Raw genomic sequence first — 16,036 nt, 5'->3', positions numbered from 1 at the left:
AGCTGAAGATTGCCTTAATAAACTTTGACTGCAAAGAACTGAAATTTTTATCCTAAAATTATCTAACTGAAAAAATATAATTTTAAAAATTTGTAATCTTACTATTAACTTTGTCCAAATAGGTCGAATTTTGGCTTGAACACAGAGGATTAGAACCTTCTTCTTCCCGATTAGAAATTGAGGTATTCTTTCAACGGAGTTAACACATAAAAAATGATTTTGACATAAAAAAAGCCTCTCAAATTAAAGGCTTTTACTGTGAATATAGATGGTATAAATCCGAATACGTAATCACACACTTCCAATTCAAAACAAGCATTCGGTTTTTGGTGTAAATCAGTTAAATCCCATTCCCGAATTTAAATCATAATTGATTTTCGTTTAAATTACGCATAGGGCCACAATGAATGAAATCAAAAAATTTCATTTATAACTATTTGTAAATTAGATGCTCATTTTAAATTGAAAATGATGATCAATCTCTAAAAGATTATTTATTTTATTTTAATAACAACTTTCCCCTTGGCGTGTCCACTTTCTACGTATAGCAATGCTTCACTTGTTTTATCGAACGGAAAAATTTTATCGATAACCGGTTTAATTACTTTTGCTTCAATAAGTGATGTAATTTCGCTTAACTGCTGCCCATTAGCTTTCATAAATAAAAAGGAATAGTCAACGTTTTTATTCTTTGCCTTTTTACGAATCCCGGAACTTATTAGAGAAAGAATTATTTTTACAAACCATGGTGCTTTAATTTCTTTAGCAAAATCTGGTGTTGGCGGCCCCGAAATCGAAATAAGTTTTCCGCCGGATTTTAGTATTTTCAATGATTTTTCAAGCGTTTTTTGATCCTGACTATTTAATACAACATCATAATTACTCAACCTGTTTTCGAAATCGCTATTCTTATAATCAATAATAACATCAGCACCAAGGTCATTAAGTAAATCAAAACTTTTGGCACTTGCAGTTGTAGCAACGGTTGCACCTAAATATTTGGCTAACTGAATTGCAATTGTTCCTACCCCTCCTGAACCTGCCTGAATAAATACTTCTTGCCCTTTTTTGATTTGTGCCCTTTCAACCAAAACCTGCCAGGCTGTTAATGCCACCAATGGGATCGAGGCCGCTTCTTCCATTGAAATGTTTCTGGGTTTAAGTGCAACATCTCTTTCATCTATTGAAATAAATTCGGCAAATGTACCTATGCGATGATCTGCTGTCCTGGCATAAACTTCATCGCCAACTTTAAACTTTTTTATATTTTTTCCAACCTTTGTAATTACTCCGGCTACATCATGTCCTAAAATTAATGGAAGCTTATACGGTAAAATGAGTTTAAACTCTCCCGTTTTTATTTTTGAGTCTAAAAGATTTACTCCGGCTGCATGAACTTCAACCAGAACATCATTATCTTTTACTTCTGGCTCAGGTACTTCAGCAAGCTGTAAACCCACATTTTTACTATACTTATTAATTGTGAATGCTTTCATTTTATATATTTTTAAAGTTTGTATTACTGCTTTAAGCTCGCATATATCTTTTTAGGATTTACCAAATTGAAAGCTAGTTTTGGAAAAAACCTGCTTACAAAATATAATAATTTTGCATCTCCTACCCGAATCGTAAATTGATCTTTTTTGATTCCTGAAATAAGTGCTTTTACCAATTGCTCGGGAGTCATTTTCTTGTCATTTCTTTGAGCCGTCATCTCTGTTGCCACAAGAGGCGGAAGCAGTTCAAACACTTTTACATTGCTACCTAGTATCTCTAAATTTTTTCTAAGTGTTTTTGTATAAAAACTTAAAGCTGTTTTTGTTGCCGAATAAGTTGGCTCTTCTAAAGCTGGTACCAAACTCAAAATAGATGTAGTGTTTATTATGGCACTTTCTGTTCTTGATTTCAGCATGTCTATAAAAAGAGTATTCAGCCTTATAACACCAAAATAATTAATGTTCATTTCATAAATCGCGTTCTTCAAAATTTGTTCATTTGCAATTCCGAGATTAAGCGCCGGGCTTCCAACGCCTGCATTATTGTACAAAATATCAATTCCGCCTAAAGAAACCACTTTCTCAAAAAGTACTTTCGCGTCTTCAGGATTTTCAACATCACTTTTTATAACCGTTAATGATGAAAACAATCTTTTGGCTTCATCTAATTTAGCCTGATTTCTACCCGTGATAATTACATTTGCGCCTTCAGCTAAAAACTGTCTCGCCGATTCTAAACCAATACCAGAACCACCTCCGGTAATTAATATCGTTTTACCTTTTATATCCATTGTTATTTTATTTAAAAAATTGTTTTCTTTTCTATTTTTTTTAGACTTTTTGGTTTATTTTAAAATATACTAAAAAGTATATTTTATCAGAAAAAAAAGTCATATTCTGTATTGTTCCAATTCCGATTTTAAACTTTTAATAAGGCCTTGCATAGGCTTTGCTGTATCCATCACTCTACACATTACAACGCCCCCTTCAACTGAAGCTACCAATTTAAAAGCAAAGACTACAGGATCTAGATTCTTGGAAAATTCACCATTATCAATTCCATGCTGAAGCAAAGCAGTCAATTCTTGCTGACCAGTTTTAAACACTTTTGCTACTTTTTCCTTTATAACAGGATAATTATCATCCACTTGTACGGCAGTATTAAATATCGGACATCCACCAGAAATAAAGGTTTCAAAAGGATTTTTATAAAAATCTAAAAAGCCAAATATTTTAGCTTTAATCGTTTTTCCTTTGTAAACTTCTGCTCTAATTTTATCCGAAACCATTTTAAGCGCTAAGTCAATAACTTGTTCAGACAAATCATCTTTACCTTCAAAGTGACCATAAAGGCATCCTTTTGTAAGCTTTGTTGCTTCGAGAACATCATCTATATTCACTCCCGAAATACCTTTTTCATTATAAAGAGGTACTGCAGTCTCAAGGATGAATTGTTTTGTTTTTTCTGCTTTTGTGAGCATTGTCGTTTCTAAATTAGACTACAAATATACTAAAAAGTATATTTTAACAACATAAAAATTTAAAAATAATTTAATTTTGTTCTTAATTTCATGTTTTGTTAAGTGATATAACAGTGTTTTTTATCCAAACAAACTAAAATTAAGAATAAGTGATAAAAAAAAGCACCTGCTATGGGCAGGTGCTTTATATTCTTTCTTGTAGAATGTTAAGCTACAACTACATTTACTGCATTAGGACCTTTTTTTCCTTCTGCTACGTCGTAACGTACTTCATCGTTCTCACGAATATTTTCTGACAAACCCGAAACGTGAACAAAAATTTCACTTCCGCCATTCTTTGGTGTTATAAACCCAAAACCTTTTTCTTCATTAAAGAATTTTACTGTACCTTCTTGCATCTTATAATTATTTATTATCTACAAATGTAAGACTTTTAACATTATAACACTGAAAAAGAATAACTTATATTTAAATATTTTTAAGTATGCTCCTATTCTTTTTTAACTTATAGTAGAAATTTGCCTCCTAATATATTGAAAAATAGATTTTCTGTCACCTTTTTACATACGACTTATATGACAAAAACCTTGAATATACTAATAAAAATAGATTCATAATCAAGAGAATACAACTTATCTTTCTATATAATTTTCTTAGCACATTCATCAATAATTTATATTTTTTAACTTTCCGAAAATTAGGACTGGGAATTATATAATTGCCGGTGTCAAAAAATATAAAAATATCCTTTGATTAAAATTCATCTTTGAATATTGCAAGTTGAAACTTATTTGCTCTAAATCACTTCTGGTACTAGCAGAACACTATTTTTAGCAATAATTTAAGTATATTACAACCGCTTTTTCAAAAAATTTAATAAAGAAGATCTTCATATACTAAAAGTTATGAAATGATATAATGCAGTAAAGTAATGCATCACCAAAGATTTTAAGTAAACATAAAATGGAAGATTATGTTTATGGACAGCCCGTCATTTACATAACTGTATCTGGCGGGTTTTCCATTTTATTATTTTAAATAAACCTTAATACCTACCCTAGATCAACCTACAACCAAAACAACTTTACCATTTACTCCGCCAGCAGTTAAATAATCCTGGGCTATAGCCGCTTCTTCAAGCTTAAATGTTTTGGAAACAATTATCTGAAATTTCCCAGCTTCTATCAGATCAATTCCATTTTGTAAGGTTTTTGATGATATGTCTGAAACTACGAAAGAGGCTTTCGCATTGTATTGAACTGCCATCTCCTGTGATGGTGGTGTGGCGATACTCAATAGTTTACCACCGGGCTTTAAAACCTGAAAAAGCTTTTCCTGAGTTTCGCCTCCAGCAGTATCTGCGACTAAATCAATATCTCTGACAATATTGGTCACATCCTGTAATTTATAATCAATCACTTCGTCGGCACCAAGTTTTTTTGCCAAAGCCACACCTTCTCCAGATGCAGTTGCAATAACGTATGCGCCCGCAGCTTTTGCCATTTGTACCATAACGCCTCCAACTGCGCCAGCACCGCCCTGAATTAATACTTTTTGGTCTTTTTCTAATTTTCCTTCTGTAAATAATACCGATTGTGCAGATCCTATAGTAACAACAATTGAAGCTGCTTCTTCGAATGACAGACCTTTCGGTTTGGGTAAAACAAAATTTTCGTTTGCAGTAACATATTGCGCATAAGCATTTTTCATAGTAAGAGCAATGACTTCATCACCAACTTTAAATTTGGATACGCCCGCGCCAACGGCAACAATTATTCCCGCCGCTTCACCGCCCGGTATAAAAGGCATTTCAACAGGGCGAATCTCTTTCATAAACCCCATTCGTATTTTCATATCGATCGGATTCACTCCTGCTGCCTTAACCTGAATTAGAACATCATTTTCATTCTGGATCAATGGTATCGAAATATCCACGAGTTCAATCACAGCTGAACTTCCATAATCTTTGTATTGAATTGCTTTCATTATTTTGAAGTATAAAGTGAATAATCGGTATAACCTACTTCATCCGGAGAATACAATGTGCCGTAGTCTATATCATTGAGGGGGACGTTTTTTTCGATACGGCTAATAAAATCGGGATTGGCAAGGAATCCTCGTCCAAAGGCAACAAGGTCTGCAGAATTGTCTAACAGCTTTTCTTCTGCTGTTTCAGGAGTCAGTCCATTACAGATTATGATAGTGTTAGTAAATACTGCACGGATTGCCTTATATGTTTTTTCGGGAATTTCAGGATTGGTTGAAAGATGGATATAAGCAATCCCTACTTTATCCAATTCACTGCTTAGATAAGTATAGGTTTGATGCACTTCTTCTGTATCATAAGCCCCCTGATCGCTTAATTGAGAAAACGGAGAAAAACGAATTCCGACTTTATTCGGGCCAATAGCTGTTGCAATTGCTTCGGTAATCTCTAAAATGAGTCGGCTTCTGTTTACAAGGTTGCCTCCGTAAAGATCAGTCCTGTTATTCGCATTGGGGTTTAAGAATTGTTCCAGCAGATATCCATTGGCACCGTGAAGCTCTACCCCATCAAAACCCGCAAGGATTGCATTTTTGGACGCATTTACAAAATCGGCAATAACGCGGGTAATTCCATCTAAACTAAGCGCTACCGGAACTGAGTGTTCCTGCATACCAAGCGAATCAGTAAAAATTTCACCGGCCGCCTTAATATCTGAGGGTCCTACAGGCTGAATTCCGTCAGGTAGGTTGGCAACGTTGGCAATACGTCCGGTATGCATGAGCTGCAGGAAAATCTTTGATCCGTTTTGGTGCACTGCAGCTGTGACTTTTTTCCAGCCCACAACCTGAGCTTCTGAATAGATTCCGGGGATACGTGGATAACCCAGCCCTTCAGGACTTGGTGAAGTACCTTCTGTAATAATCAAACCAGCACCAGAGCGTTGTGCATAATAGTTTGCCATTAGTTCATTTGGAAGATTGCCTATAGCTCTGCTTCGGGTCATCGGTGCCATCACCAGATGATTTTTAAATTTCAGGGAGCCTTTTTCAAAAGGCGTTAGTAACTTTTTCATTTTGTCATATTTAATTATAGGAACAAATTTAGAAGTTAACAAGTGGGCAAAATAACCGAAAAAGACACAAGAATAGTCCTATCCGACAATTACAATTTTAAAACTTAAAGTAAAACTATACAGCGTAAGAGAATTTCTTAGGCGTAATGCCGTACTGTTTTTCAAATAATCTGCTGAAGTGGCTAAGGTTTGAAAACCCCAACTCATAGCCCACCTCAGAAACGGAATGTTTAGCCTGTTTCAACAAAAAAGCAGCTTCTTCCATCCTCGCCTTTTGATAATAATTATAGATTGTATCTCCAAATGTCTGTTTGAAGAGTTGCTTAAGTTTCGTTTCGCTCATAGAAGCTATACTGGCTAATTCATTTAGAACCGGCGGAGTACTGAGATCGTTCAGTATTTCGTTGCGAATGACCAAAAGTTTTTGTGCATCGTTACTATTTATATTCTTAAAAGTCGTGTTCTCCCTAAGCGATAATTTACTAAAAAGTAAATACATTAATTCCTGCACCTTAATTTGTACATAAAAATTATTCATAGAATTATTCATGTCGACCGATACAATATTTTTAAGAAGCAACTGCATTTCAGGGTCCAAATTTTCGAAAAAAAGAAAAGAAGCATCTTCGGCAGTAATGGTTTGTATTGTGCTATTAGGTTTTTCTATAGATAAAACCGAATGCAATCTGCTGGCAGTAATACCCACTACAACATACTGAATATTGCTTCCGGCAGGAAAACGAATTTCTGTTCGCAAATCATTTGTCGAAAGAATTATAGAAGAATCATTCTTTTGAAAAAATGGGATATTTTCCTCGTTATTGCATTTAACCTCAAAATCTTCTTTATTACTATAAAAGAAAATGGTACGCACGTTATTAGACTGTATGGCCGGATTACGTTTAAGAATTAAATCCTCCTTTAATATATACCGATGAATTGTTAATTTAAAATCATCTCCAAACCCAACTTTACGCACATAACCTTCGCCCAGGCTTGCAGGAATTTCCAATACATTATCTCGCACAGGAACATTTATTTGTTTTGAAAACAAAGTTATAAAGTCAAAACCAGGTGCTGATGTAAATTCAAAAATCATTAGGTAAGCTATAGAGAATACTAAATTAATGCAAATAATTATATTTTACTCTTTATAACTCATTTTATAATTGGAGTGATTAACAAAAAACAAATTGTAAAAATGTATCACGTCTTCCGACTTTTGTATAAGTAGTAACAATGACTCCTACTCTAAATTTGCCTCATTATTAATCACATAAAGAAATAAAAAAAATGAGCAAAACAATTTTAATCACAGGAGCATCATCAGGTTTTGGATTGATGCTGGCAAACGACCTTCATAAAAAAGGCTTTACAATAATTGGAACAAGTCGCGAACCGGAGAAATACAAAGTTCCATTTAAATTAATGCGTTTGGATATTGATGACGATAATTCGATTAATGAGTTTATAGAAAAACTAGCAAAAGAAACCAGACAATTAGATGTTTTAGTTAACAATGCAGGGTTTATGGTAACTGGTATCGCAGAGGAAACTCCTATCGATGTAGCAAGAAAACAATTTGAGACTAACTTTTGGGGAACTGTTAAAGTCACAAATGCATTACTACCCTATTTTAGAAAACAAAAATTTGGACAAATTATTACGGTAAGCTCTATTGTTGGTTTGATCGGGCCTCCAAATTTATCCTACTATTCTGCTTCGAAACATGCAGTAGAAGGATACTTCAAATCATTGCGTTTTGAGCTGGATCAATTCAATATAAAAGTAAGCGTAGTAGAGCCTGTATGGTTTAAAACAAATCTTGGCCATAATGCAATTTCTTCAACAGGAAGTATTCCAGATTACAATATTTATAGAAAAAAAGTAAACGCAGCTACTCAAAAAGGATTGGACGAAGCTGAATCGCCAGATGCCGTAGCTAAAATTATAACTAAATTAATTGGCACAAAAGAACCAAAATTCAGCAATCCGGTTGGAAAAATGTCTGGTATGATCGTATTTCTACAGCATTTTGCACCGAAAATGTTTGAAAATTCGATACTAAAAAGCATCAAATAAATAATTCTGATAAAGAGTAAATTAATCTATAGTTGGAATGTTTTCAAGATTGTTAGCATTCCAAATTATATTTAAAAACAAGAAAAATGAAAACTAAAATTATAACAAGCGCCACACTTAAAGTTGATCCTGAATTTATTAATGAAGTACTTCCTCTTGCAATTGAAACCAGAAATCATATCCTACTTGAAGAAGGATGCGAAAGTTTTGTTTTGATGAGAAAAAGCGAAGAACCAAATACGCTGGTAATTTTTGCTATTTATACTTCAAAACAAATTTATGACTGGCATCTGGAGCAAGATTATGTGAAAAGTTTTTTTGCTTTTTTAAATGGAAAACTAATTGCCGCACCAGAAGTAACTTATCTTGAAGAAATTTAAGTAATGATAAACTTTTAAACGTAGATTTATGATGTATAAAACTGTAAAGTATGAAAAATTACAAAACGATAAGTGAACTCTATACTTCCAATGGATTTCCGCCACCAGAAAATCCTTTGCTGGGTTTGGTAACTTTTGAAGAGCTACAAGGATGCACATTTGCTGAAACAGAATTCACGATGGATTTTTATAAAATAGCTTTAAAAAAAGTAAAATCCGGTACCATTTTATACGGAAAAACGAAGTACGATCATGATAATGGTTCGATGGCATTTGTAAAACCCGGTCAGAAAATAAGCATGAGTGATATTGAGCTAGCCGAGAAAGGTTTTATGATTTATATTGATGAAGATTTTTTAATGAATACCAATCTTTATTCAGAAATAAAAAAATATGGTTTTTTTGACTATGAAGTGAATGAAGCGCTGCACTTATCCCCAAAAGAAGAGGAAACTATCTGGGATTTGTTCTATAAAATAAAGTTGGAATATTATAATAACCAGGATGACTTCAGTAAAGATATTATGCTAACCCATATTGATTCGATTCTAAAATATTCGCAACGCTATTACAAGCGACAATTTCTAAACAGAACCTCATTATCAGGAACAATAATTACCAGGTTTACTGAGATTCTTAAATTTTATTTTGAAAGTGGAAAACTTCAAAAAGAAGGATTGCCAACCGTAAAATATATGGCATCAAAGTTATCGCTATCAGCAAGATATCTCAGTGATTTACTTAAACAGGAAACTGGCAAAACAGCTTTAGAACACATCCATATTTCTCTGGTTACAGAGGCAAAAAATCTGTTGGTAAGCACTGACAATACAGTAGCAGAAACGGCCTATCAATTAGGTTTTGAGAATCCACCCTATTTTTCCAGATTATTTAAAAAAGAAGTAGGATTAACTCCAACAGAATACCGGGAACAATTTTTGAATTAATATGCAAATCTCACATGCAAAAAAGCCACTCCATTCAGCAGCTTTTTTGCATGTGAAGCTAATGACATAAAACGAACCTTTTACTGGAAGATTTAAAGCTTTTGGCTGATTGTATAACGATTAAATCAGTAATATATTTATGTACCTTAGCGAAGCTAAAAAAAATACTTTACCAGCACTTTTGCATATTGTTATATGAAAGCACTTTTAAAACAAAATATCGCTCAACATATTTCTCTTTCAGAAAATGAAACAGAAGAATTTTGCAATTTATTTGAACAAAAGTTAATCTCAAAAAAGAGCTTTTTACTCAGAGAAGGCGAGATTTGCAAATTTGAAGGTTTTGTTACCAAAGGGCTTTTTCGGGTTTATCATATTGACAAAAATGGTTTTGAACAAATACTCTATTTTGCTATTGAAAATTGGTGGATTACTGATATTGACAGTTTTACTACTGAAATCCCTTCACAACTTTTCATAGAAGCACTTGAAGACAGCGAAGTGCTTTTAATTTCTAAAAATAATAAGGAGTTTGCCTATGCTAATTTGCCTAAAATTGAAAAGCTATTTCGGGTAATGACACAAAAAACGCACGTTGCACTTCAACGCAGAATGATTGATAATTTGAGTAAAACAGCAGATTCCCGTTATATCGAATTTACAGAAAAATACCCACAGCTTATCCAACGACTTTCTAATATCCAAATAGCTGCCTATTTGGGAATTACCAATGTTTTTTTGAGTAATATTCGAAAGAAAATTGCCGTGAAAAAATAAGATTTCCCTTTATTTATTAAACTAGTTTAATGTTTTTATATCTTTTTTGATATCATCTTTGCATAGTACTACACTAGTAATCAAAACGCTAAGTAAATCAAAGATTATTATTATTTCATCCGTTCACCTTAAGGGCGGTTATGATACAAAAAACACAATATAATGAGTAAACTAATTTATGTAATGGATCCGCTTTGTGGCTGGTGTTATGGGAACAGCACAAATACACAAAAACTATACGAAAAATATAAAGACCTGATTGATTTCGAAATTTTGCCTGCCGGAATGTGGATTGGCACAAATGCTCGTACACAATCGAAACAAATGGCACAATTCATCAAAAAACACGATCTACAAGTACAGCAAACCACAGGAACTGAATTTGGTAAAGCTTATTTTGAGTTTATCGAAAATGAAAATATTGTTTTGGATAGCGAAGTACCATCAAGAGCCATTGTCAGCGTAAAGAAATTATGGAAATCACAATCCATCCCGTTCACTATTGAAGTGCAAAAAGCGAGATATTGGTACGGAAAAGACCTCAATAGTGATGAAACTTATCTTAGTATTTGTGAAAAGCTGGGATTGAATAAAGAAGAGTTTCAAAAAACATTTCATTCTGAAACCATTAAAAAAGAAACTGTGGAAACCTTCGCTTTAACACAAAAATACGCCAGCTCCTATCCTACGCTCGTGGCAGAAAAAGAAGGTAAAATCTATCTTTTAGAACATGGTTATGCTGCTTTTGAAACTATTACAGAACAGATTGATACATTAGATTTATTAAACTAGTTTAATGGATTTAGGCATTAGTTAGCTTCATATTTGTATTATACTTTAAATTTAAAATGAAAAAAAATGAAAAAAATTATTACAGCACTTTGTGCTATTATCAGTATTTCCATTTTTATAGCAGGCTGCTCAAATGATGGCAAGTCCGTATCTTCAACCAGAAACTTACAGCAAGAAGAAAGTAATAAGCAATTGGTGTTAAAATTCTACCAGAGATTATTTGGCGATAAAGATATTTCTGCTATTGATGAGTACATTGTTACAAATTACATACAGCACAATCCGCAGGTTGCAGATGGCAGAGAGGCTTTAAAGACAATGGCAGCACAATGGATTGCAGGTAGCCCAAAAACAACAGTGGATGTACGTAAATCAGTTGCCGAAGGAAACTTGGTTATTCTGCACGTCAAAAGCCCTACGCCAGATGGAAAGTATCAAGCCATTGTAGAAATTTTTAGAGTAGAAAATAACCAAATAGTAGAGCATTGGGATGTTATTCAGGATGCTCCTGAGACTTCTGCAAATCCACATCCGATGTTTTAGATAATGGTAATCTAAGAAATTGAAAACCTTTATAAATTATTGTTAAAAAATAAAGTAATGGACAGAAAAAAATTTCTAAAAAATAGTTTCTTCGGCTTGGGGGCAATTGTAGCTTTACCTACCGCAATCAGCTCATGCTCAAAGGACAATGACGGTGTAACCACTCCTCCAAATGATGGCAGCAATAACTCAAATGATTGTGCGATTTCCCCAACAGAAACCGTGGGACCTTTTCCTATCCTTACTCCTGCACAATATGTCAGGGCCAGTATTATTGGAGACAGAATAGGCGTTCCGCTTTTAATGACCCTGACCATACAAGACCAAAGCAATGGCTGTACACCTCTTGAAGGAGTATTCGTAGATGTTTGGCAATGTGATAAAGAGGGTAATTATTCCCAATATGGCGGGAATCAATTGCAATCTACTAATTATAGCAACCAGAACTTTCTTCGCGGGAGACAAACCACAAATGCTAATGGACAAGTATCTTTCATCAGTATTTTTCCGGGATGGTATCCGGGCAGGGCACCCCACATCCATGTTGAGGTCCTCACAACGAGTGGCACTTCTCTTTTAGTAACACAAATTGCTTTTCCAGTTTCAGTCTATTCTGAGGTTTATGCAACTAATGGCTATAATGGTGCTCCCGACAGATCTAACACACAAGACAGTATCTTTTCAGATAGTTTAAGCAGAAACATGTCAGATAGTGTTACAGGGAATACTGTTGACGGGTATACACTTTTGAAAAAAATTACCGTGGGATAAATCAAAAATTTATCAATATAAAACAAATAAAAGTCATGAATAAAAACAGCATCTCAACAATACTTTTAACAATCTTAACTTTATTTAATATGGAATCACAAGCACAAAGTTTCAAAACAATTGAAACTAAAAATTTAAAACTAGAAGTTTACAACGCATCTGAAAATAGTTTTGGTGTAGCATCGGTAATTGTATCAGGAAAAACAGATGCGGTTTTGATTGATGCACAATTTACTTTGGCGGATGCCGAAAAAGTAGCACAGGAAATTAAAGCAAGTGGTAAAAAATTGACCACCATTTTTGTTTCTCATGGTGATCCTGATTTTTATTTCGGACTGGAAGTATTCAAAAAATATTTTCCTGAAGTTACTGCTTACGCTTCTCCTGCAACAGTAGAACATATAAAAACTACAGCTCAAAAGAAATTAGAAGTTTGGGGTGAAAGATTAGGCAAAAACATTACGTCAAATGTAATTTTACCTCAGGTTTTAAAAGGAAATAGTATTGAATTGGAAGGTCAGAAATTACAAATTATCGGTTTGGAAGAATTTCCGAATAAGACTTTTGTATGGATTCCTTCTATCAAAGCAGTTGTAGGCGGAATCAATATTTTTGGAACAACGTTTCATCTATGGATGGCAGATGCGCAAACTACAGAAGCCCGTAAAAGCTGGATTGCAGTTTTAGATAAAATCTCAACTTTAAAACCTGAAATTGTAATTCCGGCTCACGCCAATTCAAATTCTCCATTTGATATAACTGCTGTAAATCACACTAAAAGTTACATTCAATTCTACGAAGAAGCTTTGAAAACCAATAAAACATCTGAAGATTTAATTACAGCTTTGAAAACAAAATATCCAACACTTACTTTTGAAACTGCCTTAATGATTGGTGCAAAAGTAAATACTGGAGAAATGAAATGGTAAAATCAATCATTTACAGCCTGACAGCACTTTTAGCCTTGTCAGGCTGTTCTTTAAATAAAAAGACAATGACAAATCTTGAAATAGTTAAAAGCACTTACGAAGGAAAAACTTCGGAAGAAAATGGTCAAAATCTCGCTAAATATGTTGTTGAAGATATTTCGTGGACAGAAGCAAAAGGCTTTCCCTACGCAGGAACTTACATTGGTTTAGAAAATATAACTAAAAATGTATTTAGCCGATTGGGAAGTGAATGGATAGATTATAAATTTACTCCGGAAGATTACGTTGCCAGTGATGATAAAGTAGTCGCTTACGGAACTTACACTGGAACTTATAAAATTACAGGTAAATCATTCACCGCCAGAGTGGCTCACGTTTGGAAATTAAAAGAAAGCAAAATTATCAGTTTTGAACAGTTTGTAGATAGCCAGACTGTAAATGATGCTGTGAAATAAAGCCCTTTTTTTATACCTTGCATTGTTTTAATGAATTATCAAACTAATGCACGAAAAATTAATAGCCTATATCAGCCAATATGCAAGTTTACCGCTTACAAGTGAAGAGCAAGCCTTAATTGTTGCTACTTTTCAACCTAAAAAGCTACGAAAAAAACAATACTTTTTACAGGAAGGTGATGTATGTAAATATGCTGGTTTTATTGTAAAAGGAGCTATGCGCCAATACAGTGTTGATGATAAAGGTACAGAATATATTGTACATTTATTCATTGAAAACTATTGGGCAAATGATCGTGAAAGCTCAACGATGCTAACTCCATCCAAATACAATATTGATGCTTGGGAAAATACTGAACTTCTCATTATTACAAGAGCTGAAATGCTGGATTTGATGGACAAAATACCTGCATTGGTGCAAATGATACGTTTAATGGATGAAAGAAATGCCATTGCCAACCAACGCAGATTAAGCTCTACTATCAGTAATGCTGCAGAAAAACGCTATGAAGAATTTGCTACTCATCATCCGCAATTTATTCAACGTTTTCCACAGCATCTTATTGCTTCTTATTTAGGAATTACCAAAGAAACATTGAGCCGAATTAGAAAACAAGGAACGAAATAAACTCTATTTTTCAAGTTATAAATACAAAAACCGTTGATGAATGTCAACGGTTTTTTTGAATCTAATTTTTATTTCAAATGTTCTTTAAAAAAAGCATCTAATTTATCAAAAGGAATCACATCCACTTTATCATACAAATCCACGTGAACTGTATTTGGAATAATAATTAGTTCTTTTGGTTCAGCCGCAACTTTAAAAATATCTTCACTAAAATATCTTGAATGTGCATTTTCTCCTGCGATCAATAGCATTGGTCTTGGGGAAATTTCTTTCACATAAGTCAGAATTGGCATATTCATAAAGGATATTGGATTGGTAATTAACCAGCCTCCGTTTGAGTTTACAGAATTGGGATGAAAGCCACGCGGCGTTCTGTAATAATCAAAATATTCTTTTATAAATTGTGGCTCGTCGCCTTTCAATTTTTCAGGTAAATTTCTTGGACCGTCTGCCGGTTTTCCATTTTCAGCATCTTTCCAACGTTGCAGGCTCAAACTTTCCAGGGTTTTGGTACGTTGTTCTAGTGTAACAGCATCGTTGTAACCTTTCGACATTACTCTGGTCATATCATACAAACTAGTTGTAGCAACGGCTTTCACTCGTTTATCAACGACAGTTGCATTTAAAGCAAAACCTCCAAAACCACAAATTCCGATGATACCTATTTTGCTTCTGTCAACGTTTTTCTGCAATCCTAAAAAGTCAACTGCAGCGCTAAAATCTTCGGTATTGATTTCTGGCGAGGCTACGTTCCTTGGTTCCCCACCACTTTCTCCTGTGTAAGATGGGTCAAACGCCACAACAGCAAAACCTCTTTCTGCCATTTGATTGGCATATAATCCTGATGATTGCTGTTTCACTGCTCCAAAAGGTCCGCCGATTGCTAATGCGGATAATTTTTCTGTTCCTGTATTTTTTGGAAGATATAAATCTCCACTTAATGTAATTCCGTAACGATTTTTAAAGGTTACTTTTTGACGTGTAACTTTATCGCTTAATTTGAATGTATAATGTTCTGTTGTTTCCATTTTTTTTAATTTAGATTTTTTGTCTTGTGCAAATGCTTGTCTTGTTAAAAGAAGCATCATTGCGATTACCAAAGTTTTTTTCATTTTTATTAAATTAAATTGTTTTTAAAATTTTCGCAGGAATCCCGCCTACGATAGTATTGTCAGGAACATCTTTTGAAACGACCGAACCCGATGCCACGATAGCATTTTCGCCGATAGTGACACCTTGTAAAATGGTTGCATTTGCACCAATCCAGGCATTTTTTTTAATATGGATTGGTTTTGGAATTAAAGAATGTCGGTCTTCGATGGCGATTGGATGCCCTTCGGTTAGCAAACTTACTTTCGGTGCTATCAATACATTGTCTTCTATCGTAATTCCACCAAAATCAAGAAAAACACAATCAAAGTTGATGAAAACATTTTTGCCAATTCTTGTATGTTTTCCATAATTGATCTGTAGTGGTGTAAATACAGTTACACTTTCATCGATTTCAGTCTCAGTAATTTGGCTTAAAAAATTCCTGATTTCAACAGGGTTCGATGCATTATTCATCTCAATCAATAATTTCTTTGTAGCAAAGGAAGCTTCACGCATTTTATAGGCGTCATTGTCGGTAGGCGAAATAATTTCTCCTTTTTTTAACCGCTCGAATATCGTTGTTGTTTGCATTGTCTATTAAGAT

The 16,036-nt window shown here is 34.0% G+C and carries 19 protein-coding genes; 10 read left to right on the top strand and 9 right to left on the bottom strand.

Features of this window, described 5'->3' with window-relative positions; translation table 11 throughout:
- Positions 1 to 494: 494 nt before the first annotated feature.
- The 7 genes from ASC72_RS18515 to ASC72_RS18485 form a co-directional block, all read right to left on the bottom strand.
- Positions 495 to 1,496, bottom strand: coding sequence for an NADP-dependent oxidoreductase (locus tag ASC72_RS18515; RefSeq protein ID WP_056194247.1), 1,002 nt, complete (start codon positions 1,494 to 1,496; stop codon positions 495 to 497).
- A 23-nt stretch (positions 1,497 to 1,519) separates the two neighbouring features.
- Positions 1,520 to 2,287 (bottom strand): SDR family oxidoreductase, encoded by a 768-nt coding sequence (locus tag ASC72_RS18510; protein WP_056194245.1) that lies wholly within the window; start codon positions 2,285 to 2,287, stop codon positions 1,520 to 1,522.
- 99 nt (positions 2,288 to 2,386) lie between these two features.
- Positions 2,387 to 2,977 carry a TetR/AcrR family transcriptional regulator gene (locus ASC72_RS18505; protein WP_056194242.1) on the bottom strand — a complete coding sequence of 197 codons (591 nt, stop codon included), beginning with the start codon at positions 2,975 to 2,977 and terminating at the stop codon, positions 2,387 to 2,389.
- 206 nt (positions 2,978 to 3,183) lie between these two features.
- Positions 3,184 to 3,375, bottom strand: a complete 192-nt coding sequence (locus tag ASC72_RS18500) for a cold-shock protein (protein ID WP_056194237.1) — start codon at positions 3,373 to 3,375, stop codon at positions 3,184 to 3,186.
- Between the two features lie 664 nt (positions 3,376 to 4,039).
- Positions 4,040 to 4,963, bottom strand: coding sequence for an NADP-dependent oxidoreductase (locus ASC72_RS18495; protein WP_056194234.1), 924 nt, complete (start codon positions 4,961 to 4,963; stop codon positions 4,040 to 4,042).
- Entirely contained in the window at positions 4,963 to 6,036 is a 1,074-nt protein-coding gene (locus ASC72_RS18490; protein WP_056194232.1) for an alkene reductase, read from the bottom strand. Before ASC72_RS18490 ends, ASC72_RS18495 begins: the two co-directional genes overlap by 1 nt.
- Before the next feature lie 115 nt (positions 6,037 to 6,151).
- On the bottom strand, positions 6,152 to 7,135 hold the full coding sequence (locus ASC72_RS18485) for an AraC family transcriptional regulator (protein WP_056194228.1): 984 nt from the start codon (positions 7,133 to 7,135) through the stop codon (positions 6,152 to 6,154).
- 194 nt (positions 7,136 to 7,329) lie between these two features.
- On the opposite strand from ASC72_RS18485, the gene ASC72_RS18480 reads away from it, so the two are divergent.
- From ASC72_RS18480 to ASC72_RS18435, 10 genes are all read left to right on the top strand, one after another.
- The gene (locus ASC72_RS18480) at positions 7,330 to 8,118 is read left to right on the top strand and encodes an SDR family NAD(P)-dependent oxidoreductase (protein ID WP_056194226.1); all 789 of its coding nucleotides are present in this window, start codon (positions 7,330 to 7,332) and stop codon (positions 8,116 to 8,118) included.
- An 86-nt stretch (positions 8,119 to 8,204) separates the two neighbouring features.
- The gene (locus ASC72_RS18475) at positions 8,205 to 8,498 is read left to right on the top strand and encodes a putative quinol monooxygenase (protein WP_056194223.1); all 294 of its coding nucleotides are present in this window, start codon (positions 8,205 to 8,207) and stop codon (positions 8,496 to 8,498) included.
- A gap of 50 nt (positions 8,499 to 8,548) precedes the next feature.
- The gene (locus ASC72_RS18470; RefSeq protein ID WP_056194220.1) at positions 8,549 to 9,445 is read left to right on the top strand and encodes an AraC family transcriptional regulator; all 897 of its coding nucleotides are present in this window, start codon (positions 8,549 to 8,551) and stop codon (positions 9,443 to 9,445) included.
- A 195-nt stretch (positions 9,446 to 9,640) separates the two neighbouring features.
- Positions 9,641 to 10,222: a Crp/Fnr family transcriptional regulator gene (locus ASC72_RS18465; protein WP_056194217.1), complete on the top strand. Its 582-nt coding sequence runs from the start codon at positions 9,641 to 9,643 to the stop codon at positions 10,220 to 10,222.
- Positions 10,223 to 10,384: 162 nt separating this feature from the next.
- Positions 10,385 to 11,014 (top strand): DsbA family protein, encoded by a 630-nt coding sequence (locus ASC72_RS18460; RefSeq protein ID WP_241775756.1) that lies wholly within the window; start codon positions 10,385 to 10,387, stop codon positions 11,012 to 11,014.
- Positions 11,015 to 11,080: 66 nt separating this feature from the next.
- Positions 11,081 to 11,557: an ester cyclase gene (locus tag ASC72_RS18455; RefSeq protein ID WP_056194211.1), complete on the top strand. Its 477-nt coding sequence runs from the start codon at positions 11,081 to 11,083 to the stop codon at positions 11,555 to 11,557.
- 57 nt (positions 11,558 to 11,614) lie between these two features.
- Positions 11,615 to 12,328, top strand: coding sequence for an intradiol ring-cleavage dioxygenase (locus ASC72_RS18450; RefSeq protein ID WP_056194208.1), 714 nt, complete (start codon positions 11,615 to 11,617; stop codon positions 12,326 to 12,328).
- An 89-nt stretch (positions 12,329 to 12,417) separates the two neighbouring features.
- Positions 12,418 to 13,257: an MBL fold metallo-hydrolase gene (locus ASC72_RS18445; protein ID WP_241775755.1), complete on the top strand. Its 840-nt coding sequence runs from the start codon at positions 12,418 to 12,420 to the stop codon at positions 13,255 to 13,257.
- Entirely contained in the window at positions 13,251 to 13,712 is a 462-nt protein-coding gene (locus ASC72_RS18440) for a nuclear transport factor 2 family protein (RefSeq protein ID WP_241775754.1), read from the top strand. Before ASC72_RS18445 ends, ASC72_RS18440 begins: the two co-directional genes overlap by 7 nt.
- Positions 13,713 to 13,758: 46 nt before the next feature.
- Positions 13,759 to 14,340 (top strand): Crp/Fnr family transcriptional regulator, encoded by a 582-nt coding sequence (locus ASC72_RS18435; protein WP_056194203.1) that lies wholly within the window; start codon positions 13,759 to 13,761, stop codon positions 14,338 to 14,340.
- A gap of 68 nt (positions 14,341 to 14,408) precedes the next feature.
- On the opposite strand, the gene ASC72_RS18430 is transcribed toward ASC72_RS18435, so the two are convergent.
- On the bottom strand, positions 14,409 to 15,452 hold the full coding sequence (locus ASC72_RS18430) for an alpha/beta hydrolase (RefSeq protein WP_056194200.1): 1,044 nt from the start codon (positions 15,450 to 15,452) through the stop codon (positions 14,409 to 14,411).
- Between the two features lie 10 nt (positions 15,453 to 15,462).
- Positions 15,463 to 16,023, bottom strand: coding sequence for a sugar O-acetyltransferase (locus ASC72_RS18425; protein WP_056194197.1), 561 nt, complete (start codon positions 16,021 to 16,023; stop codon positions 15,463 to 15,465).
- Between the last annotated feature and the right edge of the window lie 13 nt (positions 16,024 to 16,036).

Origin of the sequence: Flavobacterium sp. Root420, from assembly GCF_001427905.1 — a bacterium.
Classification (GTDB): Bacteria; Bacteroidota; Bacteroidia; order Flavobacteriales; family Flavobacteriaceae; genus Flavobacterium.
The sequence above is the reverse complement of the archived record's forward strand: the minus strand, read 5'-3'. Positions and strand labels throughout refer to the sequence as shown.